The following is a 24,160-nucleotide window of genomic DNA, read 5'->3' as shown; positions in this document are numbered from 1 at the left end:
GGTCCGCGGGCCGGTCACCCGGGGGTGACCGGCCCGCGAGGACTCACTCGGACTTCTCGGCCTCGGCGGCCGGCGTCTCCTCGGCGGCGGGGGCCTCCTCGGTCGCGACCTCGGCGGCCGGGGCCTCCTCGGCGGCGGGCGCCTCGGTGGCCTCGGCGGCGGGGGCCTCGGCCTGGGCGGCCTCGGCGCCGGCCAGGAGCTCGCGCTCCCACTCGGCCAGCGGCTCGGCCTCGGCGGTCTCCGCGGCCTCGCCCTTCTTGCCGGAGTGACGCTGCAGCAGGCCCTCGGCGGCCGCGTCCGCGATCACGCGGGTGAGCAGCGTGACGGAGCGGATCGCGTCGTCGTTGCCCGGGATGGCGTAGTCGACGTCGTCGGGGTCGCAGTTGGTGTCGAGGATGGCGACGACCGGGATGCCCAGCTTCTTCGCCTCGTTGACGGCCAGGTGCTCCTTGTTGGTGTCGACGATCCAGACCGCGGACGGCGTCTTGGCCATGTCACGGATGCCGCCGAGCGTGCGCGCGAGCTTGTCCTTCTCGCGACGCAGGACGAGGAGCTCCTTCTTCGTCAGCGCGGAGCCGGCGACGTCGTCGAAGTCGATCTCCTCGAGCTCCTTGAGGCGCTGGAGGCGCTTGTGCACCGTGGTGAAGTTGGTGAGCATGCCACCGAGCCAGCGGTGGTTCACGTACGGCATGCCGACGCGGGCGGCCTGCTCGGCCACGGGCTCCTGCGCCTGCTTCTTGGTGCCGACGAACAGGATGCTGCCGCCGTGGGCGACGGTCTCCTTGACGAACTCGTAGGCGCGGTCGATGTACGACAGCGACTGCTGGAGGTCGACGATGTAGATGCCGTTGCGCTCCGTGAAGATGAACCGCTTCATCTTCGGGTTCCAACGGCGGGTCTGGTGCCCGAAGTGGACACCGCTCTCGAGGAGCTGGCGCATGGTCACGACGGCCATGACACGTCCTTTCGCCGCGTGCGCCGGATCCTCCGGGCTGCACGCGCGTCGGGCGACCGGGCTGCTGCTGCAGGTCTCCGGTCGCGGTACTCGGTTCGTCGGTGACGGGCATCGGGCCCGGCACCCCTGGCGTCACGCCGGGCCGGCACCGCTCCCGGGGACCGGGGGCGGACCGCTGCCGACGCGGCCGCGCCCTGCACCCGGCGGGCCGGGTCGCGGGGCGCGTACGTGACGCGCGATGTCGACCGGTTCGCGTCCGCTCCCCCGACCGGCGGGCCCGCAGGACGTCGAGGACGGCCCACGGGATCCACCGGGATGGTTCGGGGAGGCGAGGCACAAGCCGATCGCGGCAGCCAGTCTACCCGACGGTTCCGGGCCTCCTAGCCCACCGGCGATCGCCCACCTGGCGCCCCGCCCAGCGCGGCCGGAACCGCCCTCGGCGGACGACGTGGCGCGCGGCACGAACGTCCCGAGCCTGCCCCCAGGAGTCGGGTGCCACGGGCGATCCACAGCGCCTCGGCCGACGCGTCCGGCGGTCTACCGACTTCGCCATCGTCGCCCCATGACGCTTCGCACCTCTACCGCCCCGACCGTCACGAGACCGCTCAGGGGACTCCTCACGGCTCTCGTCGTGCTCGGCGCCGCGGTCCTCCTGGTCGCAGCACCGCTCGCTGGGGCGGCACCGTCGGCACGTGTCCCGTCGTCGGGGAGCGACGGGTGGGCACGCCCCGTGCCCGGCGACGTCGTGCAGACGTTCGATCCGCCGGCCGAGGAGTGGGCCGCGGGCCACCGCGGGGTGGACCTCGCCGCCGCGACGGGTGAGCGGGTGCGGACACCGGCCGCGGGAACGGTGTCGTTCGCCGGGGAGGTCGCGGGCAAGCCCGTCGTGGTGGTGGCGCACCCCGGCGGCCTGCGGTCCACGTTCGAACCCGTCACAGCCTCGGTGAGCCTCGGCGACCCGGTGGCCGAGGGCGACGTCGTGGGCACGCTCGCCGCCGGGCCGGGACACTGCGCGCCCGCCGGGTGCGTGCACTGGGGCGTGCTGCGCGGGGAGGTCTACCTCGACCCGCTCGCCCTGCTCGGCCAGGCGCCACCGATCGTGCTGCTGCCCGGCGGTCCCTGAGCGGAGGCGGGCACGCCGGTCGGGCCGACTCCTACGAGCCCGTGCCGACGAACGGTACGGGCGAACGTGACGGGCGAACGTGACGGGCGAACGTGACGGGCGAACGTGACGGGCGAACGGGACGGGCGATCGGACCGGGCGACGTCGAGCGAGTGCCCGGGGCGGTCAGGCGCGCGGGAACGCCTGGACGAACACCTTGCGCAGCCGCTCGTCGTCCACGTGGGTGTACCGCTGGGTGGTGCCCAGGTCGGAGTGCCCCAGCACCTCCTGGACGGACCGGAGGTCCGAGCCGCCCTGCAGCAGGTGCGTCGCCGCGGAGTGCCGCAGCGCGTGCGGGGCGACGTCCTCCACGCCCGCCCGGGCCGCGAGCTGGTGCACCGCGTCGCGGACCTGTCGCTGACCCCAGCGGCCCCCGCGCGCGCCCAGGAGGAGCGCGGCGCCCGAGGTCGGCTGCACCAGTGCCGGCCTGCCGCGCGCCAACCACTCGGACACCGCGCGCGCCGCCGGGACGCCGAACGGCACCACCCGCTCCTTGCCGCCCTTGCCGAGCACCCGCACGAGCCGCTCCGTGAGGTCGACGGCGGGAACGTCCACCTGCACCAGCTCGCCGACGCGGATGCCGCTGCCGTAGAGGAGCTCCGCCGCCGCCCAGGCGCGCAGGGCCGCCGGCCGGTCCTCCGGCTCCGCGGTGTGCGCCGCCTCGCGGGCGCTGTCGAGCAGCGTCGCGGCCGCGTCCGCGCTCAGCACCGTCGGCAGGGTCCGCGACACCTTCGGGCTCGCCAGCCGTGCCGTCGGGTCCGCCTGCACCAGGCCCACGCGGTAGGCCCACCGCAGGAAGGTCCGCGCCGCGGCGCCGCGACGGGCGATGGTCGCCCGGGCCAGGCCACGCTCGGCCTGGGTGGCGAGCCAGCCACGGAGCACGCCCACGTCCACCCCCGGCAGAGCGTCGACCCCGTGCCGCACCGCGTACCGCAGGAGCGACCCGACGTCGGCGCGGTACGCGCGTCGCGTGTGCGCCGAGTGCCCCCGCTGGACCTCGAGGTACTCGTCGAAACGCGCCAGCGCCTCCGCCAGCGGCGCCGGCAGCGGCGGGAGGTCCGGATCGGTGTCCATCCAGGTCAGTGTGCCCCTGAGCCGTCCCGGGACGGGTGAGGCGGCGCGCGTGTCGAGGTCGTCCACGGACCGGGCGGCCCCCACGTGACCCGCCACCCGGCCGGACCTCGACGTGCTCCCGGCGCCGCCGCCTCAGCTCGGCGGTCTCCCCCTGCCCGCCTCGCCGGCGTCGCGGCGGACCCTGCGCCACCGGCCGCCCTCCTGGCCGGCGAGGCCGTGCAGCTCCAGGGCACCGAGCCCGGCGAGCAGCTCGCCCGGGGCGAGCCCGGCCGTGCGCGCCAACGCGTCCGTCGCTGCGGCGCCCCGCGCGGGCAGCGCGTCCCACACCAGACGGGCGTGCTCGCCGAGCGCCTCGACCTCCGCGGGGATCCGCCGGCGCGAACGTTCGCCACCGGCGCGCCCGGGTGCGGACGTCCCCTCGGGCGGAGCCTGCGCCGGGGTCGCGTCGGCGTCGTACGGACCGGCGAGCTCGGCCACCTCGGCGGCATCCGTCACGCAGACCGCCGCCCCGTCCCGCAGGAGCGCGTGGCACCCGGTCGAGGTACCCGACGTCACCGGGCCGGGCACGACGCCGAGCGGGCGCAGCAGCCGCGTCGCGTGGCGGGCCGTCGACAGCGCCCCCGAACGCCAGGCAGCCTCCACCACGACGGTCGCGCACGACACCGCGGCGATGATCCGGTTGCGGGCCAGGAAGCGTTGCTTGAACGGCGCCGACCCGGGCGGCACCTCGCTCACGACCGCCCCCGCGCCGTCCGCGAGCCGGCGCAGCAGGTCCTGGTTGCCCGGCGGGTAGAAGCGGTCGACGCCCCCGGCGAGCACCGCGACGGTCAGGGCGCCTCCCGCGACCGCGCCGCGGTGGGCGGCGGCGTCGATCCCGTACGCCCCTCCGGACACGACGGCGAAGCCGCGGTCCGCCACCCCGGCCGCGAGGTCGGCCGCCACGTGGTCCCCGTAGGCGCTGGACGCCCGCGCACCGACGAGCGCGACCGATCGGGCCGTCGCGGCCGCCAGGTCCGGATCCCCCCGCACCCAGAGCGCGAACGGCTCCTCCGGACCCAGCGCGGCGAGGCCTGCCGGCCATCGGCCGTCCCCCGGCACCAGCAGCGTGCCGCCGAGCCGCTCGAGGACCCGCAGCTCCCGCCGCGGGTCCAGCCGCTCGAGCCGCGGCGCCCACCGGGCGACTCCCTCCATCAGCCGGTCGGCCGCGACCGCGCTGCCCAGCGGCTCGACCGCCGACCCCCGCAGGGCGCGCGCCGGGTCGCGGACCGCGTCGACGACCCACTCCAGCGCCGCTGGGGCGCCGAGGTGCGCGACGAGCGTGCCCGCCACCGCGTCGGCCGGCTCCGCCAGCCGGCTCCACGCGGCGCGGGCGAGCGTCGGGTCGTCCGTCGCGAAGGGCAGCCCTTCGGCGCCGCGGGACCGCGACGCGCTCATGGCCGGCGCCGCGTCCTGCGCCACGCCCGGGGGCACCTCGAGCTCACGCATGGCTCCCCCTCGTGCGCATCGTCACGGCCGTGGAGACGTCGTCGGCCGTCGGCGCGACGCGCCCCGCCAGGTCGGCGTGGGTCCACGCGATCCGCAGCACACGGTCGGCCCCACGCAGGCTCAGCACGCCCCGGTCCACCATCTGCTCGATCGGCCGCAGCACGCCCGGCGCCCCCGACCGTTCCCGGAGCCACCGCCCGGCCACCTCGGCGTTCGTCGTCCAGGGCGTCCCCGACAGTCGCTCGCGCGCCGCGGCCCGGGCCTCGGCGACCCGCGCCGCGACCACGGCCGACGCCTCCCCCTCCGACCGGGCCGTCCGTTCCGCCCGCGTCACGGGCAGGACCTCCACCTGAAGGTCGACCCGGTCGAGCAGCGGCCCCGACAGGCGACCGAAGTACCGCCGCTTCGCCGTCGGGGTGCAGGAGCAGTCCAGCCCCTTGTTCACCGACGCCATCCCGCACGGGCAGGGGTTCGCCGCCAGCACCAGCTGGAAGCGGGCGGGGTAGCGGGCGGCGCCGCCGGAGCGGTGCAGCACCAGCTCTCCCTGCTCGAGCGGCTGGCGCAGCGTCTCCAGCACGCGGGACGGGAACTCGGGCGCCTCGTCGAGGAGCAGCACCCCCCGGTGTGCTCGGGACACCGCCCCGGGCCGGGCGAGGCCGCTGCCTCCGCCGACGATCGCCGCCGGGGTGGCCGTGTGGTGCGGGTCCTCGAACGGCGGCCGGGTCAGGAGCCCGTTCCCGGGGTCGAACGTCCCGGCCACCGAGTGCACCGCCGTCACCTCGACGGCCTCCGACGGCGTGAGGTCCGGCAGGATGCCCGGCAGGCGGGCGGCGAGCATGGTCTTGCCCGCGCCCGGCGGCCCGACCAGGAGCAGGTGGTGCCCGCCTGCCGCGGCGACCTCCAGCGCCATCCGCGCCTGCACCTGCCCCACCACCTCCGCGAGGTCCCCTGGTGACCGGCGCTGCACGGTCTGCCGCGCCGCCCGGACAGGCTCCAGGACCGGCGGCTCCGCGAGCTCGCCGCCGTGCAGCAGCACCACCTCGGCGAGGCTCGACGCCGCGTGGACGCGTGCCCCGGGGACCAGTCGTGCCTCGTCCGCGTCCCCGGTCGCGACGACGACGTCGGGGCAGCCCGCCTCGACGGCCGCGGCGACCGCGGGGAGCACCCCGCGCACGGGCTGGAGGCGACCGTCGAGCCCCAGCTCCGCCAGGTGCACCACCCGGTCCAGCCCGGACCCGGGCACCACGCCGTCCCCGGCGAGGACGGCGACGGCGATGGCGACGTCGAACGACGAACCGGACTTGCGGAGCGAGGCGGGCGACAGGTTGACGGTGATCTTGCGGTGCGGCCACTTGATGCCGGTGGAGAGCACCGCGGCCCGCACGCGCTCGCGCGACTCGTTCAGCGCCGTGTCCGGCAGCCCCACCAGCGTGAAGCCGGGCACGGACGCCGCGAGCTGCGCCTGCACCTCCACGACGTGCCCGGTCAGCCCCGTGAGGGCGACGGCCGCCGTCGTCCCGAGCCCCATCAGAGCACCCCCACGAGGTGCTCGACCTGCGCGGCACCCGCTCTCGGGAGCACCACCGCCACCACGTCGACCCGGATCTCGCGGCAGCGCACGTCCCGGTGCTCGGCCAGCCACTGCCCCGTGAGCCTGCGGATCCGGGACAGCTTGGCGGCCGTCACCGCCTCCGCCGGGTGCCCGAACGCGATGCCGCGCCGCGTCTTCACCTCGATCGCGACCAGCACGTCGCCGTCGCGCGCGACGAGGTCGAGCTCGCCTCCCGTGCCGCGCCAGTTGCGCTCGAGCACCTCCAGGCCCTGCGCCTCGACGTGGCGCGCCGCCACCCGTTCCCCGTACCGCCCGACGGCGTCCTTCGCCCGCATCGAACCACCTCCGCGGGGAAGCCTCGCGTCGCCGCGGAGGACGACGCGCGCGCGGACCGTCGGCTGTGGACGGGGAGCGGCCGGTGCGACCTGGGGGCAGGGTCCGTGCCTCGGGACGCCTCGTGGCATCCCGGGACGGCGAGGAAGCTAGAGGGCGAGCTCGGCCTTCGCGAGCTCCTCCACGTTGACATCCTTGAACGTCACGACGCGCACCGACTTCACGAACCGCGCGGAGCGGTAGACGTCCCAGACCCAGGCGTCGGCCAGTCGGAGCTCGAAGTAGACCTCGCCGGCGGCGGACCGCACCTGCAGGTCCACCTGGTTGGCGAGGTAGAACCGTCGTTCCGTCTCCACGACGTACGAGAACAGGCCCACCACGTCGCGGTACTCGCGGTACAGCGCGAGCTCCATCTCGGTCTCGTAGTTCTCGAGGTCTTCGGCGCTCACGGGGCCATCCTCCCATCGGGTGCCACATCGGCGAGACCGACGTCGAGCGTGCCCACCGTCGTGCCCGGCAGCACGTCGCCCGCGCCGTCGTCGGCCAGCGCCCGCAGGTTCCACGACCGGCGGTGCTGCGGCGTCGGGCCGAGCCGCCGCAGCGCGTCCAGGTGGGCGGGCGCCGAGTAGCCCTTGTTCTGGTCCCACGCGTACGCCGGGTACTGGCGCGCCAGGCGCACGAGCAGCCCGTCGCGCTCCACCTTGGCGAGCACGCTCGCGGCCGCGACCGAGGAGCACTGCAGGTCCGCCTTGACGAGGGTGCGCACCCCCGGCTCGGGCGCCTCGGGCCCGAGCGGGTCGAGGGCCGCGGCCTCGAACAGGTCGACGTCGCCCCGGCTCAGCCAGTCGTGCGAACCGTCGAGGAGCACCACGTCCACGTCGCCGCACGTCCGGCGGACCTGGGCCAGCGCCCGCCGCCCGGCGAGCCGCAGCGCGGCCACGATGCCGTGGGCGTCGATCTCCGCCGGCCCCGCGTGCCCGACGGCCCACGCGACACCCCAGCGCTGCAGCTGCGGCACCATCGCGACCCGTGCCGCCGGGGTGAGCAGCTTCGAGTCGGTCAGCCCCTGGGGCGCCGTCCGCGTCGCCGCGTCCACGACGACGACCCCCACGCTCACGGGCCCGGCGAGGGAGCCGCGCCCGACCTCGTCCATGCCCGCGACCAGCCGCGCGCCGCCCGTGAGCAGCGCGCGCTCCTGGCGCAGGGTCGGGCTCCGGCGCTGCTTGGCGCCGCCGCTGGCCGTGCGGCGGCGGGGCGGCGTGGGCCGGCGCACCGTCTCCGGACCGGACGTCGCCCGGACGGGCTGGACGGCGTCCTCCTCGACGCCCGGCTCGACGAGCGACGTCACGGCTCCGGAACCTTCGCGAAGACGTCGCCCGGGTTGCGCAGGAGCTTCGCGTCACCCAGCGGCCACACGGTGGCGAACGCCGACCCGACGACGTTCTCCATCGGCACGAACCCGCCGCCGGGCTTGCCCGTGTTGTAGCGGGAGTCCTGCGAGTTCTGCCGGTTGTCCCCCATGACGAACAGCATGTCGTCGGGCACCACCGTGTCGAACGGGTCCTGGCTCGGCACCGAGCCCGGCTTGATGTACGACTCCTCGTCGATCGGCTCCCCGTTGACGCTCACGCGACCCTGGTCGTCGCAGCACGTCACGTGGTCCCCGGGCGTCCCGACGACCCGCTTGATCAGGTGGTCGCCCGTCTCCTGCGGCAGCAGCCCCACGAACGTCAGCACGTTCGTCACCGCCTGCCCCACCGGGGTCCGCTCGGGGGGCTCGTACGGCGGCAACCAGCCACCCGGGTCCTTGAACACCACGATGTCGCCCCGGTTCACGTCGAACACGTCCGGCACCATGCGCGAGACCATCACCCGGTCCCCGATCTCCAACGTGTCCTCCATCGAGCCGCTGGGGATGAAGAACGCCTGCACCAGGAACGTCTTGATCAGCCACGACAGCACCAGCGCGCTGACCACGATGATCGCGGTCTCACGCAGGACCCCGAGCCCACGGCTCGGGGCGCCGCCCGCGGCGGTCGCGGGGCGTCCCGCCCCGACCACGGCGTCGAAGCCCTCGACCCCGTCGCCGGAGCCGCTGCCCGCGGGGTCGTGGGGACGGGGCTCGCGCGCGCTGGGCCGGTCGGTCACGGGATCGGAGTCTGCCACGGACTCACTCTTTCACTCGTCACCGTCCACGGCGAAACCCGCGGCGGGGCCCCCAGACGCCCCGGAGGACGCCCGTGCGCGCACGACGTCCCCGGCTCGGAGACGACGGACGGGCGGCCCTGCCATCGGCAGGACCGCCCGTCCGGGGTTCGCGTCAAGGCGTCGCGACGCGGTGCGTCACGACGCACGGCCTCACTTCGAGGTCGGCGCGGTCTCGCGCTTCTCGCGGATCTTCGCCTTCTTGCCGCGCAGGTTGCGCAGGTAGTACAGCTTCGCCCGGCGGACGACGCCGCGGGAGACGACCTCGATCGAGTCGATGGTCGGGGCGTGCAGGGGGAACGTGCGCTCCACGCCGACGCCGAAGCTGATCTTGCGGACGGTGAACGTCTCGCGGACGCCGCCGCCCTGGCGCGCGATGACGATGCCCTGGAACGCCTGGACGCGCGAGCGGTTGCCCTCGACGACCTTGACGTTGACCTTGACGGTGTCGCCGGCGCGGAAGTCCGGGACGTCGGAGCGCAGCGAGGCTGCGTCGACGGAGTCGAGCGTGTGCATGATGTTCTCCCCGCTCTGCCACAGGTCAGGAGCAAGATCGTGGCGCGCCCGCGGGCGCGCGATGTCTGACGTATCGGTGGGTGCGTCGGCTCCTCGACCGGCGGGCTGACCAGCAGCCCGTCATGACCTCCCCTGTGGCAGAGGCCGGGTCGGCGAACACACCAGCGCCCTATTCTGCCATACGTCCCGGCACGGCTCCCGGCCCGGGCCCCGCCGCGGGGCGGAGGTGTCCGTCACGCACGTCCCAGCCCAGGCCGGACAGGACGGCCAGGTCGGCCTTGTCGAGCGCCGTCGGGTCGAGCGCGGCCACCATGTCGGGCCGCCGCGCGGCCGTCCGCTCCAGCGCCCGGTCGCGGCGCCAGCGCTCGATCCGGGCGTGGTGGCCGGACAGGAGCACCTCGGGCACCTCGAGCTCCTCCCACTCCGGCGGCTTCGTGTACACCGGGTACTCCAGCAGCCCGGCCGCGCCGTGCGACTCCTCGACCAGCGAGTGCGGGTTCCCCACGACACCCGGCAGCAGCCGGCCGAACGCCTCGATCATCACGAGCGCGGCCACCTCCCCGCCGTTGAGCACGTAGTCGCCGATGGACAGCTCGCTGACCCGGTGGCCGGCGGCGCGGGTGCGTTCGGCGACGCGCGCGTCGATGCCCTCGTACCGCCCGCACGCGAAGACCACGTGCTCCTCGGTCGCGAGCGCCTCCGCGTGCCGCTGCGTGAAGACGTCGCCCGACGGCGTGGGCACCACCAGGTGCCCGCCGCCGTCCGCCGGCAGGACGTCGTCGAGCGCGCGGCCCCAGACGTCCGGACGCATGACCATGCCCGCTCCCCCGCCGAACGGGGTGTCGTCGACCGTGCGGTGCCGGTCGGTGGCCCAGTCCCGCAGGTCGTGCACCCGCAGGTCGAGCAGCCCCGCCCTGCGCGCCTTGCCGACCAGCGAGAGGTCGAGCGCGGCCAGGTAGTCGGGGAAGATCGAGACGACGTCGACGCGCACGTCAGGCCTCGCCCTGCTCGGTCTCGCCGCCCGCCCGGTCGACGACGACCGCGTCGGCGTCCCGGGCGAGCAGCCCGCCGGGGGGCGTCAGGACCACGCGGCCGCCCGCGACGTCGACCACCGGCACGATGGCGTGCACGAACGGCACGAGCGTGCGCTCGCCGCCGGCCTCCCGCACGACGAGCGCGTCGTGCGCGGGCAGGTGCTCGAGACCGGTCACCTCGCCGACCACGGTCCCGTCCTCGAGCTCGGCGCGCAGCCCCTGGAGCTCGTGCGGGTACCAGGCCTCGTCCTCGTCGGAGACGTCGGCCTCGACGACCAGCTCGACGCCCCGCAGCGCCTCGGCCGCGGTGCGGTCCGCCACCTCGGCGAAGGACACGAGCCAGCGGCCCTGGTGCACCCGCGCGGCCGTCACCGTCAGGGGTCCGGCATCGGCCGGCTCCGTCGCGAGGGTGAGCCCCACCGCGAGCCGCTCCTCGGGGTTGTCCGTGCGCAGGTCGAGCCCGACCTCGCCACGGAGCCCGTGCGCCCGCCCGACGCGCGCCACCACCAGCTGCATGACCACTCCTGTCTCGATCTGTTCTCGTCGGCCCGGTGACCACCGGTCCCAGCATGCCTCGCGGCAGACGACGAGGCCCGGCCCCACCGTGCAGTGGGACCGGGCCTCGTCAGAGCTACGGCAGCGGGTGCGGCACGCGTCAGCGCCGGTCGACGTCGACGACGTCGACCCGCACGGGGCCGTCCGTCGCGAGCGCGCCGACCACCGTGCGCAGCGCCTTCGCCGTCCGTCCGCCCCGGCCGATCACGCGGCCGAGGTCGTCGGGGTGCACCCGCACCTCGAGCAGGTCGCCCCGGCGCTGCGTCCGCGAAGCCACCCGGACGTCGTCCGGGTTGTCCACGATGCCGCGCACCAGGTGCTCGAGGGCCTCGGCGAGCATCAGGCCTCGGCCTCAGCCTCGGTGGCCTCGGCCGCCGGCTCGTCGGCCTTCTTCTCGGCGGCCTTCGCCTTGGCCTTCTCGGCCTCGGCGGCGACGGCCTCGACCGCGGCGGCGCTGTCGGCCTTCACGGCCTTGGTCTTGAGGGTGCCCTCGGCGCCCGGAAGACCCTTGAACTTCTGCCAGTCACCGGTGATCTTGAGCAGCGCGGCGACCTGCTCGGTCGGCTGCGCGCCGACGCCGAGCCAGTACTGCGCGCGCTCGGACTTGATCTCGATGAACGACGGCTCCTCGGTCGGGTGGTACTTCCCGATCTCCTCGATGACACGACCGTCGCGCTTGGAGCGCGAGTCGGCCACGACGACGCGGTAGTACGGGGCCCGGATCTTGCCGAGGCGCTTCAGACGAATCTTGACGGCCACTGTGGTGGTGTCTCCTGGTTCTGGTGGGGCGACCTCACGCGCCGCCGGGTGGGGTCCTGGCGGTGTCCGGAGGTCTGGACGCGACCTGCGCAGGAGAGAGGGGCCTGGGCACGCCGAGTACCCGGACATTGTGCCAGACCCGGCACGCCCGCTCCAACCTCGGTGACGCACCTCTCGCCCGCCCGCCGTGGCGGGTCAGCCCCGCACGACCTGCCCGCGCAGCACGACGGCGGTCGGGTGGCGGAGCACCTCGATGTCCTCGCGCGGGTCGGCGGGGTACACCACCAGGTCGGCGCTGGACCCCTCGACGAGCGCTCCGAAGCCCAACAGCTCGCGCGCCCGCCAGGTCGCCATCGCGACGACGTCCGCGGCCGGGATGCCGGCCGCGACCAGCTCGGCGCACTCGTCCACGACGCGCCCGTGCCCGAGCGTGCCGCCGGCGTCCGTCCCGACGAGCAGGGGCACGCCCGCCTCGTGCAGCGCACGCACGTGCTCGTACCGGCGGGCGTGCATGCGCCGCATCCGCGCCGCGTACTCGGGGTACTTCCCCTCCGCCTGCCGGGCGATCTCCTCGAAGCGGGCCACCTGGAGCAGCGTGGGGGTCACGGGGATGCGCCGCGCCGCGACCTCGTCCACGAGCGGGCCCACGACGCCGGTGCCGTGCTCGATGCCGTCCACGCCCGCGGCGAGCAGGTCGGGCACGACCTCCTCGGAGAAGGCGTGCACCGTGACGCGCGCGGCCTCCGCGTGCGCGGCGGCGACCGCCTCGATGAGCACGTCCCGGGGCCACAGCGGGCCCAGGTCGCCCGCCTCGCGGTCGATCCAGTCCCCGACCAGCTTGACCCAGCCGTCCGCGCCGCGCGCCTGGGCGCGCACCGCGTCGGGGAGCGCTCCCACGTCGTCGAGCTCGAGCCCGAAGTGCCGCAGGTAGCGCTTGGGGCGGGCCAGGTGCCGGCCGGCGCGCACGAGCCGCGGCAGGTCGGGGCGCTCCTGGACCCAGGAGGTGTCCACGGGCGAGCCGGCGTCGCGCACGAGCAGGACGCCGGAGTCCCGGTCGGCGACCGCCTGGGCCTCCGCCGTCTCGTGGTCGACCGCGCCGTCGGGGCCGAGGCCCACGTGGCAGTGCACGTCCACCAGGCCGGGCAGCACCCAGCCCTCGAGCTCGCGGGTGGCGCTGCCCTGCGGCGACGGCCGGGTGAGGCTCACGCGCCCGTCGCGCACCCACATCTCGCCGACGTCGCGATCGTGGCCGAGCAGGACGTGGCCGGTGACGTGCAGCGGGACGTGCGGGGCAGACATGGTCGAAGGTTACCGAGTCGGGAGGCCGAGCCGTGGACGCCGGTCCGTACGCCTCAGCGCCCGCCGAGCAGCTTGTCGAGGCCGTCCGGCAGCTGGAGCTTCGAGAGGTCCTGCTCGGCGGGCTCGTCGCCGCCCATGCCGAACGCGGAGCCCGGCGAGGACGGCTTCGCGGCGGGACCGCCGAGCGCGCGCTGCATGGCCTCGCGCTCCTGCTGCGCCCGCTTCGCGGGGTTGCCCGACTTGCCCTTGACCTTCTTCGCCGGCGCCTGCTTGCCGCGCGCCTTCTTGCCGCCGCCGGGCATGCCCGGCATCCCGGGGACGCCGCCGGGCATCCCCGGCATCCCGCCGCCCTTGCTCATCTGGCGCATCATCTTCTGCGCCTGACCGAACCGCTCGAGCAGCTGGTTGACGGCCGTCGTCGTCTGGCCGGAGCCGCGGGCGATGCGCGCGCGCCGCGAGCCGTTGATGAGCTTGGGGTTGTCGCGCTCGGCGGGCGTCATCGACTGGATGAGCGCCTGGACGCGGTCGACCTCGCGCTCGTCGAAGTTCTCGAGCTGCTCGCGCATCTGCCCCATGCCCGGCATCATCCCGAGCATCTTCTTCATGGAGCCGAGCTTCTTCATCTGCTGCATCTGCACCAGGAAGTCGGACAGGGTGAAGTCCTCGCCCTTCTCCACCTTGGCCGCCATCTTGGCGGCCTCCTCGGCGTCGAAGGCCTTCTCGGCCTGCTCGATGAGGGTGAGCACGTCACCCATGTCGAGGATGCGCGACGCCATGCGGTCGGGGTGGAAGACCTCGAAGTCGGTGAGCTTCTCACCGGTCGAGGCGAACATGATGGGGCGGCCCGTCACCGTCGCCACCGAGAGGGCGGCACCGCCGCGCGCGTCGCCGTCGAGCTTGGACAGGACGACGCCGGTGAAGTCGACACCCTCCTCGAAGGCCTTCGCCGTCGCGACGGCGTCCTGGCCGATCATCGCGTCGATGACGAACAGGACCTCGTCGGGCTGCACGGCGTCGCGGATGTCCGAGGCCTGCTGCATGAGCACCTGGTCGACGCCCAGGCGGCCGGCGGTGTCGACGATGACGACGTCGTGCTGCTTGACCTTCGCCTCGGCGACGCCGTCGCGGGCCACGCCCACCGGGTCGCCGATGACGACGTCCGTCTCGGCGCCCTGGTTGCCCGGGTGCGGCGCGTAGACCGGCACCCCGGCCCGCTCCGCGACGACGGAGAGCTGGGTCACCGCGTTCGGACGCTGCAGGTCGGCGGCGACCAGCAGCGGGGTGTGGCCCTGCTCCCTGAGCGCCAGCGCCAGCTTCCCGGCGAGGGTGGTCTTACCGGCACCCTGCAGACCCGCGAGCATGATGACCGTCGGCGGCGTCTTGGCGAACCGGAGCGGCCGGGTCTGGCCGCCGAGGATCGCCACGAGCTCGTCGTTGACGATCTTCACGACCTGCTGCGCCGGGTTCAGCGCGCCCGACACCTCGGCCGACAGGGAGCGCTCGCGCACGGCGGCGGTGAACTCGCGCACGACGGGCACGGCGACGTCGGCGTCGAGGAGAGCCCGGCGGATCTCGCGCACGGTCGCGTCGATGTCCGCCTCGGAGAGCCGGCCCCGCCCGCGCAGGTTCTTGAACGTCGCGGTGAGCCGGTCCGACAGGGAGTTGAACACCAGGCAGGTCCTCACAGAGATTCGGTCGTTGCAGCCACCTACCCTACCGGTCTGCTACCGGTCACCGGCGAGTTCCCGGCGCGCCCGCCCGGTGAGGTCGTCCACCAGGCTCGCGCGCCAGGCCGTCCACCCCGCCGGGCCCAGCGACGACGAGTCCGCCTCCGTGACGACGCGCACGACCTCCAGCAGGTCCCCGCGGTGCTCGAGCGCGTCGAGGAGCTCCGCCACCGTGGCGGGGTCCTCCAGGTCGGCGGTCGTCGCCAGCCGCGCGAGGGTGAGGTGGTGCCGCACGACGATCCCGACGTCGCGCGCCACGGCGTCGCCGAACCCCGTCCGGCGCACGATGCCGGGGGCGATGCGCGCCCCCTCCACGGAGTGGTCGGGCTCGACGGCGCCCCGCCGCTTGCCGATGTCGTGCAGCAGGGCGCCCAGCAGGAGCACCTCGGTCGGCGCCGGTGGGACGCCCCCGTCGGCGGCGACCTGGCGGCGCAGCTTGGCGGCGCGTGCCGCGGTCTCCACCAGGTGCCGGTCCACCGTGTGCCGGTGGATCGCGGCCCGTTGGGGTCGGTTGCGCACCCCGGCCCACTCGGGGACCCAGGTCGTGACCACGCCCGCCAGGTCGAGCGCCTCCCAGACCGGCACCTGCGCCGGGCCCGCGCCCAGCAGGGTGAGCAGCGAGGCCCGCGCGGCGGACGGCCACGGCTCGGGCGGGGGCGGCGACTCCGCCAGGGACTGGACGGTCACGGGCGAGAGCACGAGGCCGGTGCGCGCCGCGGTGGCTGCCGCGCGCAGGGGCAGCAGCGGGTCGTCGGCCGGCTGCGCGCCCACGGCCAGCACCAGCTCGCCGTCGTGCTCCACGAGGCCGTCGCCCACCGACCGCAGCCGCGGCGCGGACCGGCGACCCCGGACCATGACCGGCCGGCGGACCGCGGGCCGCTGCAGCGCCTGGCGGGCGCGGCGCACCGTGGAGTCCAGCGCGTAGGAGATCTCGCGCCCCGCCTCGGCGAGGCTGGCCAGCAGCTCGTCCGGGTCGTCGTGCCCGCAGCGGGCGGCCACCTCGTCCAGGTCGGCGAGCAGGAGCTTCGTGGACCGGCGGCGCGTCACGACGTGCACTGCGTCCCGCACGTCCAGCAGGTGCGCGTACGCCCGGTCGACCCTGCCGTGCGGACGGTCGGTGAGCCATGTGGCCGCGAGCGCCGACAGCAGGACGGCGTCACGGATGCCCCCGCGCGACTCCTTGAGGTCCGGCTCGATGAGGTACGCCAGCTCCCCCGCGCGCTCGGCCCGGTCGCGGGCGCTGTGCAGCAGCTCGGGCAGGCGGCGGCGCGACGCCGAGCGCCAGTCCGTGAGGATGGCGGACGCCGCGCGGTGCACGACGACGGCGTCCCCCGCCACGGGCCGCACGTCGAGCCAGCCGACGGCGGCCGGCAGGTCGGTGGAGGCGAGGCGGCGGGTCTGGCTCAGCGAGCGCACGGCGTGGTCGACGTCCACGCCGGAGTCCCACAGCGGGTACCACAGGGCGTCGGCGACGCGGGCGAGCTCGTCGGGCTTGTGCGTGCGCCCGTCGTGCACGAGCACGAGGTCGAGGTCCGACAACGGACCGAGCTCGCCGCGGCCCAGGCTGCCGACGGCGGCGAGCGCGAGGCCCGACGGGTCGACGTCGGCCGTGGCCGCCTCGAACAGGGGGGTGAGCCGGTCGGTGACGAGCTGCTGCAGGGCCGTGCGGCGCGCCACGCCCGACCGGCCGGGGCCGGTCAGGCCGTCGGCGGTGGCGAGCAGGTCCGCGCGCAGCGGGCCCACCGCGGCGCCGGCGCCGGCGTCGACGCGCGAGCCCCGCACCCCGGCGTCCGGGGTGCGGGGCTCGGTCGCGCCCGGCTGGTCGTCCGGGAGCACGGTCAGAGGGCCGCGTCGCCGTGCTCGCCGGTGCGCACGCGCACCACGTCGTCGAGCGTCGTGGTCCACACCTTGCCGTCCCCGATCCGGCCGGTCTGGGCGGCCTTGACGACGACGTCCACGACGGTGGGCGCGTCCTCGTCCGCGACGAGGACCTCCACGCGGACCTTCGGCACCAGGTCGACCGTGTACTCGGCGCCCCGGTACACCTCGGTGTGCCCCTTCTGGCGGCCGTAGCCGCTGGCCTCGCTGACCGTCATGCCGCGGATGCCCGCGGCCTCGAGGGCGGACTTCACGTCGTCCAGGCGGTGGGGCTGGACGACTCCGGTGACGAGCTTCATGCGCGGATCTCCCTCTTGATCTGGCCGCTGGCGGAACCCTGCGGGACGGTCTCGTAGGCGGACTCGCTGTGCACCGCGAGGTCGATGCCCCCGACCTCGGCCTCCTCGGAGACCCGCCAGCCCATGACCGCCTTGAGCGCGATCGCGATGAGGTACGTGATGATGCCGGAGAAGACGATCGCGACGACGGCGATGATCGCCTGGACGGCGAGCTGGTTCAGGCCGCCACCGTAGAACAGCCCCGTCTCGGTGGCGAGGAAGCCGATCGAGACCGTGCCCCAGAGGCCGGAGACGAGGTGCACGCCCACGACGTCGAGCGAGTCGTCGTAGCCCAGCTTGTACTTGAGGCCCACCGCGAAGGCGGAGAGCACGCCCGCGATCGCACCGACCGCGATCGAGCCCACGGGGCTGACGGAGCCGGCGGCCGGGGTGATCGCGACGAGGCCCGCCACGACGCCCGACGCCGCGCCGAGCGACGTCGCAGAGCCGTCGCGCAGCCGCTCCACCAGGAGCCAGCCGAGCACCGCGGCCGCGGTCGCGACCGTCGTGTTGACCCACGCGAGGCCCGCGAAGCCGTCGGCCGTGAAGGCGGAACCGCCGTTGAAGCCGAACCAGCCGAACCACAGGAGGGCGGCGCCCAGCATGACGAGCGGGAGGCTGTGCGGGCGCATCGGCTCGGAGCCGAAGCCCTTGCGCTTGCCCACCACCAGGGCGAGGACCAGGGCGGCCACACCGGCGTTGATGTGCACCACGGTGCCGCCGGCGAAGTCGATCGGCGTCGCGATGGACGCGAACGGCCCGTCGCCGGACAGCAGGCCGCCGCCCCAGACCATGTGCGCCATCGGGAAGTAGCAGAGGGTCACCCACACGGCCACGAAGACCATCCAGGTGCCGAACTTGGCGCGGTCCGCGATCGCGCCGGAGATCAGCGCGACGGTGATGATGGCGAACGTCGCCTGGAAGCCGACGCCCACGATGCCCGGGACGCCGAAGTCGTCGATCACGAACTCACCGGCGGCGTCGTAGATCGCGCCCGACAGCCCGAACTGGTCGAACGGGTTGCCGACGATCCCGCCGAGGTCGGCACCGTAGGACATCGACCAGCCCCACAGCACGTAGACGACGCCGACGACGGCGATCGCGCCGAACGACATCATCATCATGTTCAGCACGGACTTGCCGCGCACCATCCCGCCGTAGAAGAGCGCGAGTCCAGGGGTCATCAGGAGCACGAGAGATGCCGACATCAGCATCCACGCGGTTGCTCCGGTGTCCAGCTCCATGAGTTGTTCCTCCCTCACCAGCCGGGCGGCCGGGTCGGGCACTACCGTGGTCGGGCGGGGTTTCGCCTGGACTCTCCTGGTGTTTCGCGGGTGTGACAAGGCCTCGCCACGCGTCAACTTTGCGTTAACGGGGCCCGGTGAGCCGCGTCGGCGGGCGGAGCCGTCGCCCCGGTCAGCCGATCCCGCTCAGCCGATCCCAGTCAGCCGATCCCAGTCAGCCGAGCAGGCCGTCGACGAACTCTTCGGGGTCGAACGGCGCCAGGTCGTCCGGCCCCTCCCCCAGGCCCACGAGCTTGACCGGCACGCCGAGCTCGCGCTGCACGGCCACGACGATGCCGCCGCGGGCGGTGCCGTCGAGCTTGGTGAGCACGATGCCGGTCACGCCCGCGACCTCGCCGAACACGCGCGCCTGGTTGAGGCCGTTCTGCCCGGTGGTGGCGTCGAGCACGAGCAGCACCTCGGCGAGCGGCGCCTCCCGCGTGATGACGCGGGTGATCTTGCCGAGCTCGTCCATGAGGCCCGCCTTGTTCTGCAGGCGGCCGGCGGTGTCGACGAGGACGACGTCCGTGCCCTCGGTCTTGCCGCGCCGCACCGCGTCGAACGCGACGGCGGCCGGGTCGGCGCCGTCCCGGTCCGAACGGACGGTCTCCACGCCCACGCGGGCGCCCCACGTCTGCAGCTGGTCGGCCGCCGCCGCGCGGAACGTGTCGGCCGCGCCGAGCACCACCGACCGGTCCTCCGCGACGAGCACGCGGGCGAGCTTGCCGACGGTCGTCGTCTTGCCCGTGCCGTTGACCCCCACGACGAGCACGACGGCGGGCAGCCGCGTGCCGTCCTCGCCGACCGGGCCGGTGGTGGCGACCTCGCGGTCCAGCGCCGGGTCGACGACCTTGAGCAGCTCCTCGCGCAGCAGGTCGCGCACGGTCTTCGGGTCGCGCACGCCGAGCACGCGCACGCGGGTGCGCAGGGCCTCGAGGAGCTCCTCTGCCGGGCCGGCGCCGATGTCGGCCAGCAGCAGCGTCTCCTCGAGCTCTTCCCAGTCGTCCTCGGTGAGGTGGTCGCGCGACAGGACGCTGAGCAGCCGCGCACCGAGCGGCGACCCGGACCGTGCGAGCCGGTCGCGCAGGCGCACCAGGCGGCCGGCCACCGGCTCCGGCGTCTCGAGCGCGGGGGCCGCCGGCTCCGCCACCTCGGGCTCCGCGGCGGCCGCCTCGGGGGCGGGCCGTCCCGGCGCGGGCGCGACCGTCGTCGTGCCCTCGTCGCGCCGGTCGACCTGCTCGTCGAGGCGACGGCGGCGCGACCGCGGGACGAGCAGGGCGGCGCCGCCGCCGACCACGACGACGACGCCAAGAAGGATCCAGAGCCAGAGCAGATCAGTCACGCGCACAGTCTCCCAGAAGCGCACGACCGCGCCGCGCGACCCGGGTCGCCGCCGGGTTCACCGCCGGACCCACGGGCGGGGGTCACTCCGGCTTGCGGACCGTCCCCACGTGCCACGAGCTGCGGGCCTGCAGGCGTGCCCGGTGCAGCGCGTCGGTGAGCTCCTCCGGGTCGACGTAGCCCGGTGCGTCCTCGATCGTCGCGGCGAAGAACTCGTCCATCCCGGTCTCGACCGGGGCAGGTGGCGCGACGCGCTTGCGCCGCAGCCCGGACCGGAAGTCGCGCAAGAAGCGACCGAGGCCGGGTGCCTCGTCGTCCTGACCCCCACGACGCTCCATGACGTTGGCCACGAGGAACACCACCGCGGCGAGAACGAGGGACCCGAGGACCCAGAGGACGAACGTGAGCATGGCGCTATTCTCCCCGCGCATCGACGGTCTCGCGCATCCGCTGGGAGATGACGGTCGTCACACCGTCGCCGCGCATCGTCACGCCGTACAGCGCGTCCGCGACCTCCATCGTGCGCTTCTGGTGGGTGATGACGATGAGCTGGGAGTCCTCCTGCAGCTCGCGGAAGATCTCCAGCAGGCGGCCCAGGTTCACGTCGTCGAGCGCCGCCTCGACCTCGTCCATCACGTAGAACGGGCTGGGGCGCGCCTTGAAGATCGACACGAGGAACGCGACCGCGGTCAGCGACCGCTCCCCTCCGGACAGCAGCGACAGCCGCTTGACCTTCTTGCCCGCCGGGCGCGCCTCGACCTCGATGCCCGTGGTGAGCAGGTCACCCGGGTCGGTGAGCACCAGGCGCCCCTCGCCGCCCGGGAAGAGCCGGCCGAAGACCCGCTCGAACTGCTCCGCGGTGTCGCGGAACGCCTCCGCGAAGACCTGCTGCACCCGCTCGTCGATCTCCTCGACGATGTGCAGCAGGTCCTGGCGCGACTTCTTGAGGTCCGCGAGCTGCTCCGTGAGGAACTGGTGCCGCTCCTCCAGCGCCGCGAACTCCTCCAGGGCCAGCGGGTTGACCGCGCCGATGCGGGCGAGCGCACGCTCCGCCGTCGCGAGCCGCTTCTCCTGCTCCGCCCGCACGTAGGGCACGGGCTCCGGGTCCGGGTCCTCCTCGGCGGCGTCGGCGGGGCGCGCCACGGGCACGTCGTGGTGGGGGCCGAGCTCCTCGACCAGGACGTCGGGGTCGCTGCCGAGCTCGTCCACCGCCCGGGCCCGCAGCTGCTCGAGCCGCGCCACCTGCTGGGCGCGCGCCACCTCGTCGCGGTGCGCGACGTCGGTGAGGTCGCGCAGCTCGCCCGCGAGCCGGTCGGCGTCGACGCGGACCGCCTCGAGCTCCTGCTGCCGTGCGGCGCGCTCCTCGTCGGCGGCGGCGCGCTCGGCCTGGGCGCGCTCGATCGAACGGGCGAGCACGGTGAGGGCCGTGCCCGCGTCGTCGCGCACGCCGGCCGCCGTCCGTGCCTCGGCCGCGCGCTGCACCGCGCGTCGCTCCGCCTTCTCGCGGGCGGCCCGCTCCTGCGCCGCGGCCCGCGCGAGGCCCTGCGCACGGCCGGCGACGGCGCGCGCCCGCTCCTCGCCGGTGCGCAGCTCGAGGCGCGCCTCCGTCTCGGCCGCGCGCGCCTCGGTGGCGGCCGCCTGCGTCGTCTCGCGGGCCGCCTGCGCCTCGGCGACCTGCTCCTGGGTCTGCGCCGGCTCGGCCTCCGCGACCTCCAGGCGACGGGCCAGCTCGGCCAGCTCCGCCTCGTCGGCCTCCCGGCGCTCCGCCGCCTGTGCCAGCGTCGCGCGGTGCCGCTCCGCCTCCGCGAGCGCGGACCGGTGCGCCGAGCCCAGCGTGCCGAGCTGCTCCGCGACGGCGGCGAGCGCCGCGTCCGACTCGTGCAGCCGCGCCAGGGTGTCGTCGTGGGCGGCCTGCGCCGCTTCGAGCCGTTCGCGCGTCCCGACCAGCTCGAAGCGGCACCGCTCGGCACGGGCCGCCGCGTCGTCGAGCCCCTCCTTGGCCTCGTCCAGCGCGGACGTCAGGTGCAGCACGCTCGGCGCGGCCGCGGAGCCGCCCCAGGCCCGCGTGGCGCCCAGCAGGTCGCCCGCCCGCGTCACGGCGACGACGGCGGGCGCCGCCTGGACCAGGGCGCGCGCCTGGGCCAGGTCGTCCACGACGACCACGTCACGCAGCAGCGTGCGCAACGGCGCGGCCGCGGGCCCCGCCACGGTGACGACGTCGGCCGCGCGGCGTGCGCCGTCGGGCAGGTCGGCGGGGACGGCGGTCGGCCCCGACGGGCCGTCGTCCGCGCCGCCCACGACGAGCCCGGCGCGGCCGGCGTCGTCGTCGCGCAGGCGGCGCAGCGCGTCGACCGCCGCGCCGAGGTCGCGCACGGCCACGGCGTCCGCGACCGGGCCGAGCGCGGCCGTCACCGCGTCCTCGTAGCCGGGCTCGACGCCGAGCAACGCGGCGACCGAGCCGAGCACGCCGGGCGCGGCGTCCGCGAGCAGGGCCCCCGCGCCGTCCTTGCGGTCCAGGCTGAGCTCGAGGGCCTCGACGCGCGCGCTCCAGGTGGCGCGGTCACGCTCGGCCTCGGCCGCGCGGGCCTCGAGGTCTCCCACCGCCTCCTGCGCCTCGGCCAGCGCCGTCGTCGCCTCCTCGTGCCGGGCGTCGAGGTCCTCCTCGCCCTCCTCGGCACCCACGACCTGCACCTCGAGCGCGCCGAACTCGCGCGCCGCCGCCTCGGCCCGGCGCTCCGCCTCGGCCACGACCTCGCGCACGCGCTCGAGCTCGGCGTCGCCGGCCTCGACGCGGCTGCGGCGCGCGGCCACCTGCCCCGAGAGCCGGGCGAGGCCCTCGCGGCGGTCGGCCGCGCCGCGGTGCAGGGTCGCGAGCTCGCGCTCCGCGGCGTCCGCGGCCTTCTCGGCGTCGGTGCGGGCGGCGACGGCGGAGTCGAGCGCGGCGCGCGCGAGCTCGACCTCGCGGGTCAGCTCCGCCTCCGTGGCCCGCGCGCGCTCGGCCTGGGCCTCCAGGTCGGCCGGGTCCTGCCCCCGGTGCTCCGGCTCGGCGGCACCCAGCAGCCGCACCCGCTCGTCGGCGAGCGTGGCGAGGCCCCGCAGCCGCTCGCGCAGCGCACTCAGCGCGTGGAACGCGTCGGCCGCGCGGCCGGCGTCCGCGACCGCGGCGGACGCCGCGACCTCGAGCCGCGCCAGGTGCTCCCGCGCCCGCTCCAGGCCCTGCTCCGTCTCCTGCTGCCGCTCGCGCAGCGCCGCCTCGTCGGCCCGCTCCTGGGCCATCTGGGCGGTGAGCTGGGCCAGGTCGTCCGCGAGCAGGCGGGCCTTCGCGTCGCGCAGGTCGGCCTGGACGGTGCGGGCCCTGCGCGCCGCCTCCGCCTGCCGTCCGAGCGGCCCGAGCTGACGGCGCAGCTCCGCGGTGAGGTCCGTGAGGCGGGCGAGGTTGCCCTGCATCGCCTCGAGCTTGCGTAGCGCCTTCTCCTTGCGCTTGCGGTGCTTGAGGACGCCGGCCGCCTCCTCGACGAAGCCGCGCCGGTCGTCGGGGGTGGCGCGCAGCACGGCGTCGAGCTGCCCCTGACCCACCACGACGTGCATCTCGCGGCCGATGCCGGAGTCGCTCAGCAGCTCCTGGATGTCGAGCAGCCGGCAGGAGCTGCCGTTGATCGCATACTCCGACCCGCCGCTGCGGAACAGCGTGCGGGTGATCGTCACCTCGGTGTAGTCGATCGGCAGGGCGCCGTCGGTGTTGTCGATCGTGAGGGACACCTCGGCCCGGCCGAGCGGCGGACGGCCGGCGGTGCCGGCGAAGATGACGTCCTCCATCTTGCCGCCGCGCAGCGACTTGGCGCCCTGCTCCCCCATCACCCAGGAGAGCGCGTCGACCACGTTCGACTTGCCCGAGCCGTTCGGCCCGACGACGCACGTGATGCCCGGCTCGAGGCTCAGCGTCGTCGCCGAGGCGAACGACTTGAAGCCGCGGAGCGTGAGCGTCTTGAGGTGCACCCGGCGAGCCTAACCGCCGGATCCCGCCGATCCGCGGAACTACGCCGGTCCCGCCCGGAGACGTCCGGACACGCCGACGGCCGGGCCCGTGCGGGCCCGGCCGTGCGACGTCGTGCGTGAGTCGTGCGAGACGTGCGAGCGCTCAGAGGTTCGGGAACCAGAGGCCGATCTCGCGGGCCGCGGACTCGGGCGAGTCGGACCCGTGCACCAGGTTCTGCTGCACCTTGAGGCCCCAGTCACGACCGAGGTCGCCGCGGATGGTGCCGGGGGCCGCCTCGGTGGGGTTGGTCGCCCCCGCCAGCGAACGGAAGCCCGGGATGACGCCCTGGCCCTCGGCGACGACGGCGAGCGTCGGGCCCGAGAGCATGAAGTCCACGAGCGGCTGGTAGAACGGCTTGCCCTCGTGCTCGGCGTAGTGCGCGGCGAGGAGCTCGGTCGTGGCCTGCTTCAGCTCGACGGCGACGAGCGAGTAGCCCTTCGCCTCGATGCGCCGCAGCACCTCGCCGGACAGGCCGCGGCGCACGCCGTCGGGCTTGACGAGCACCAGGGTGCGCTCGATGGCGGGCTCGGCGGGCAGGGGGGTGTCTGCGACGTCGGTCATGGCGGAGAGCCTATCGGCGCCCGTGCCGTGCCCCGTACGCCCGACCGCCCGACGACCCCGGCGCGGC

23 protein-coding genes are annotated in these 24,160 nt (G+C 75.3%); 1 reads left to right on the top strand and 22 read right to left on the bottom strand.

Annotation, left to right across the window (positions count from 1 at the left end):
* Window positions 1-43 precede the first annotated feature (43 nt).
* Window positions 44-955, bottom strand: a complete 912-nt coding sequence (gene rpsB, locus ACFQ8E_RS07250; protein ID WP_430549892.1) for a 30S ribosomal protein S2 — start codon at window positions 953-955, stop codon at window positions 44-46.
* A 730-nt stretch (window positions 956-1,685) separates the two neighbouring features.
* Between rpsB and ACFQ8E_RS07245 the strand changes: the two genes are divergently transcribed.
* Complete coding sequence (locus tag ACFQ8E_RS07245; RefSeq protein WP_430549891.1) at window positions 1,686-2,078, top strand: murein hydrolase activator EnvC family protein; 393 nt, start codon at window positions 1,686-1,688, stop codon at window positions 2,076-2,078.
* A 165-nt stretch (window positions 2,079-2,243) separates the two neighbouring features.
* On the opposite strand, the gene ACFQ8E_RS07240 is transcribed toward ACFQ8E_RS07245, so the two are convergent.
* The 21 genes from ACFQ8E_RS07240 to ndk form a co-directional block, all read right to left on the bottom strand.
* Window positions 2,244-3,191 (bottom strand): tyrosine recombinase XerC, encoded by a 948-nt coding sequence (locus tag ACFQ8E_RS07240; RefSeq protein ID WP_430549890.1) that lies wholly within the window; start codon window positions 3,189-3,191, stop codon window positions 2,244-2,246.
* A 132-nt stretch (window positions 3,192-3,323) separates the two neighbouring features.
* Window positions 3,324-4,676 carry a DNA-processing protein DprA gene (gene dprA / locus ACFQ8E_RS07235; RefSeq protein WP_430549889.1) on the bottom strand — a complete coding sequence of 451 codons (1,353 nt, stop codon included), beginning with the start codon at window positions 4,674-4,676 and terminating at the stop codon, window positions 3,324-3,326.
* A complete protein-coding gene (locus ACFQ8E_RS07230; RefSeq protein WP_430549888.1) occupies window positions 4,669-6,204 on the bottom strand; it encodes a YifB family Mg chelatase-like AAA ATPase in 1,536 nt (511 codons plus the stop codon). The genes dprA and ACFQ8E_RS07230 overlap by 8 nt, the downstream gene beginning before the upstream one ends.
* The gene (locus ACFQ8E_RS07225; protein ID WP_430549887.1) at window positions 6,204-6,563 is read right to left on the bottom strand and encodes a YraN family protein; all 360 of its coding nucleotides are present in this window, start codon (window positions 6,561-6,563) and stop codon (window positions 6,204-6,206) included. Before ACFQ8E_RS07225 ends, ACFQ8E_RS07230 begins: the two co-directional genes overlap by 1 nt.
* A 147-nt stretch (window positions 6,564-6,710) precedes the next feature.
* Window positions 6,711-7,010 (bottom strand): DUF2469 domain-containing protein, encoded by a 300-nt coding sequence (locus ACFQ8E_RS07220; protein WP_013838354.1) that lies wholly within the window; start codon window positions 7,008-7,010, stop codon window positions 6,711-6,713.
* Entirely contained in the window at window positions 7,007-7,834 is an 828-nt protein-coding gene (locus ACFQ8E_RS07215) for a ribonuclease HII (RefSeq protein ID WP_430549949.1), read from the bottom strand. The genes ACFQ8E_RS07220 and ACFQ8E_RS07215 overlap by 4 nt, the downstream gene beginning before the upstream one ends.
* Before the next feature lie 71 nt (window positions 7,835-7,905).
* On the bottom strand, window positions 7,906-8,727 hold the full coding sequence (lepB, locus tag ACFQ8E_RS07210; RefSeq protein WP_430549886.1) for a signal peptidase I: 822 nt from the start codon (window positions 8,725-8,727) through the stop codon (window positions 7,906-7,908).
* Between the two features lie 192 nt (window positions 8,728-8,919).
* Window positions 8,920-9,282: a 50S ribosomal protein L19 gene (gene rplS / locus ACFQ8E_RS07205; RefSeq protein WP_429762293.1), complete on the bottom strand. Its 363-nt coding sequence runs from the start codon at window positions 9,280-9,282 to the stop codon at window positions 8,920-8,922.
* Window positions 9,283-9,451: 169 nt separating this feature from the next.
* Complete coding sequence (gene trmD, locus ACFQ8E_RS07200; RefSeq protein WP_430549885.1) at window positions 9,452-10,273, bottom strand: tRNA (guanosine(37)-N1)-methyltransferase TrmD; 822 nt, start codon at window positions 10,271-10,273, stop codon at window positions 9,452-9,454.
* A 1-nt stretch (window position 10,274) separates the two neighbouring features.
* A complete protein-coding gene (gene rimM / locus ACFQ8E_RS07195; RefSeq protein ID WP_430549884.1) occupies window positions 10,275-10,832 on the bottom strand; it encodes a ribosome maturation factor RimM in 558 nt (185 codons plus the stop codon).
* Between the two features lie 139 nt (window positions 10,833-10,971).
* Window positions 10,972-11,211, bottom strand: a complete 240-nt coding sequence (locus ACFQ8E_RS07190; protein WP_429728397.1) for an RNA-binding protein — start codon at window positions 11,209-11,211, stop codon at window positions 10,972-10,974.
* On the bottom strand, window positions 11,211-11,630 hold the full coding sequence (rpsP, locus tag ACFQ8E_RS07185) for a 30S ribosomal protein S16 (RefSeq protein WP_430549883.1): 420 nt from the start codon (window positions 11,628-11,630) through the stop codon (window positions 11,211-11,213). The genes ACFQ8E_RS07190 and rpsP overlap by 1 nt, the downstream gene beginning before the upstream one ends.
* A gap of 195 nt (window positions 11,631-11,825) precedes the next feature.
* Window positions 11,826-12,929: an amidohydrolase family protein gene (locus ACFQ8E_RS07180; RefSeq protein WP_430549882.1), complete on the bottom strand. Its 1,104-nt coding sequence runs from the start codon at window positions 12,927-12,929 to the stop codon at window positions 11,826-11,828.
* A gap of 53 nt (window positions 12,930-12,982) precedes the next feature.
* Window positions 12,983-14,599: a signal recognition particle protein gene (gene ffh, locus ACFQ8E_RS07175; RefSeq protein WP_430549881.1), complete on the bottom strand. Its 1,617-nt coding sequence runs from the start codon at window positions 14,597-14,599 to the stop codon at window positions 12,983-12,985.
* A 54-nt stretch (window positions 14,600-14,653) separates the two neighbouring features.
* The gene (locus ACFQ8E_RS07170) at window positions 14,654-16,492 is read right to left on the bottom strand and encodes an HD domain-containing protein (RefSeq protein ID WP_430549880.1); all 1,839 of its coding nucleotides are present in this window, start codon (window positions 16,490-16,492) and stop codon (window positions 14,654-14,656) included.
* Window positions 16,493-16,494: 2 nt separating this feature from the next.
* Window positions 16,495-16,833 (bottom strand): P-II family nitrogen regulator, encoded by a 339-nt coding sequence (locus ACFQ8E_RS07165; protein ID WP_430549879.1) that lies wholly within the window; start codon window positions 16,831-16,833, stop codon window positions 16,495-16,497.
* Window positions 16,830-18,116 (bottom strand): ammonium transporter, encoded by a 1,287-nt coding sequence (locus ACFQ8E_RS07160; protein WP_430549878.1) that lies wholly within the window; start codon window positions 18,114-18,116, stop codon window positions 16,830-16,832. Before ACFQ8E_RS07160 ends, ACFQ8E_RS07165 begins: the two co-directional genes overlap by 4 nt.
* Window positions 18,117-18,330: 214 nt before the next feature.
* Window positions 18,331-19,497 (bottom strand): signal recognition particle-docking protein FtsY, encoded by a 1,167-nt coding sequence (ftsY, locus tag ACFQ8E_RS07155; RefSeq protein ID WP_430549877.1) that lies wholly within the window; start codon window positions 19,495-19,497, stop codon window positions 18,331-18,333.
* A gap of 82 nt (window positions 19,498-19,579) precedes the next feature.
* On the bottom strand, window positions 19,580-19,906 hold the full coding sequence (locus ACFQ8E_RS07150; protein WP_430549876.1) for a hypothetical protein: 327 nt from the start codon (window positions 19,904-19,906) through the stop codon (window positions 19,580-19,582).
* Window positions 19,907-19,910: 4 nt separating this feature from the next.
* Window positions 19,911-23,492: a chromosome segregation protein SMC gene (gene smc / locus ACFQ8E_RS07145; protein WP_430549875.1), complete on the bottom strand. Its 3,582-nt coding sequence runs from the start codon at window positions 23,490-23,492 to the stop codon at window positions 19,911-19,913.
* A gap of 142 nt (window positions 23,493-23,634) precedes the next feature.
* Window positions 23,635-24,093 (bottom strand): nucleoside-diphosphate kinase, encoded by a 459-nt coding sequence (gene ndk / locus ACFQ8E_RS07140; RefSeq protein ID WP_430549874.1) that lies wholly within the window; start codon window positions 24,091-24,093, stop codon window positions 23,635-23,637.
* Window positions 24,094-24,160 lie beyond the last annotated feature (67 nt).

The sequence above is a fragment of the Isoptericola sp. NPDC056573 genome (assembly GCF_042793335.1).
Classification (GTDB): Bacteria; Actinomycetota; Actinomycetes; order Actinomycetales; family Cellulomonadaceae; genus Isoptericola.
The sequence above is the reverse complement of the archived record's forward strand: the minus strand, read 5'-3'. Positions and strand labels throughout refer to the sequence as shown.

Excerpts from the sequence above, each read along its gene's own strand:
- rimM (WP_430549884.1), bottom strand. The coding sequence starts at position 10,832 with ATGCAGCTGGTGGTGGCGCGCGTCGGGCGGGCGCACGGGCTCCGTGGC.
- ACFQ8E_RS07225 (WP_430549887.1), bottom strand. The coding sequence starts at position 6,563 with ATGCGGGCGAAGGACGCCGTCGGGCGGTACGGGGAACGGGTGGCGGCG.
- ACFQ8E_RS07165 (WP_430549879.1), bottom strand. The coding sequence starts at position 16,833 with ATGAAGCTCGTCACCGGAGTCGTCCAGCCCCACCGCCTGGACGACGTG.
- ACFQ8E_RS07190 (WP_429728397.1), bottom strand. The coding sequence starts at position 11,211 with ATGCTCGCCGAGGCCCTCGAGCACCTGGTGCGCGGCATCGTGGACAAC.
- ACFQ8E_RS07230 (WP_430549888.1), bottom strand. The coding sequence starts at position 6,204 with ATGGGGCTCGGGACGACGGCGGCCGTCGCCCTCACGGGGCTGACCGGG.
- rplS (WP_429762293.1), bottom strand. The coding sequence starts at position 9,282 with ATGCACACGCTCGACTCCGTCGACGCAGCCTCGCTGCGCTCCGACGTC.
- ACFQ8E_RS07240 (WP_430549890.1), bottom strand. The coding sequence starts at position 3,191 with ATGGACACCGATCCGGACCTCCCGCCGCTGCCGGCGCCGCTGGCGGAG.
- dprA (WP_430549889.1), bottom strand. The coding sequence starts at position 4,676 with ATGCGTGAGCTCGAGGTGCCCCCGGGCGTGGCGCAGGACGCGGCGCCG.
- rpsB (WP_430549892.1), bottom strand. The coding sequence starts at position 955 with ATGGCCGTCGTGACCATGCGCCAGCTCCTCGAGAGCGGTGTCCACTTC.
- ACFQ8E_RS07180 (WP_430549882.1), bottom strand. The coding sequence starts at position 12,929 with ATGTCTGCCCCGCACGTCCCGCTGCACGTCACCGGCCACGTCCTGCTC.
- ACFQ8E_RS07150 (WP_430549876.1), bottom strand. The coding sequence starts at position 19,906 with ATGCTCACGTTCGTCCTCTGGGTCCTCGGGTCCCTCGTTCTCGCCGCG.
- ndk (WP_430549874.1), bottom strand. The coding sequence starts at position 24,093 with ATGACCGACGTCGCAGACACCCCCCTGCCCGCCGAGCCCGCCATCGAG.
- ACFQ8E_RS07160 (WP_430549878.1), bottom strand. The coding sequence starts at position 18,116 with ATGGAGCTGGACACCGGAGCAACCGCGTGGATGCTGATGTCGGCATCT.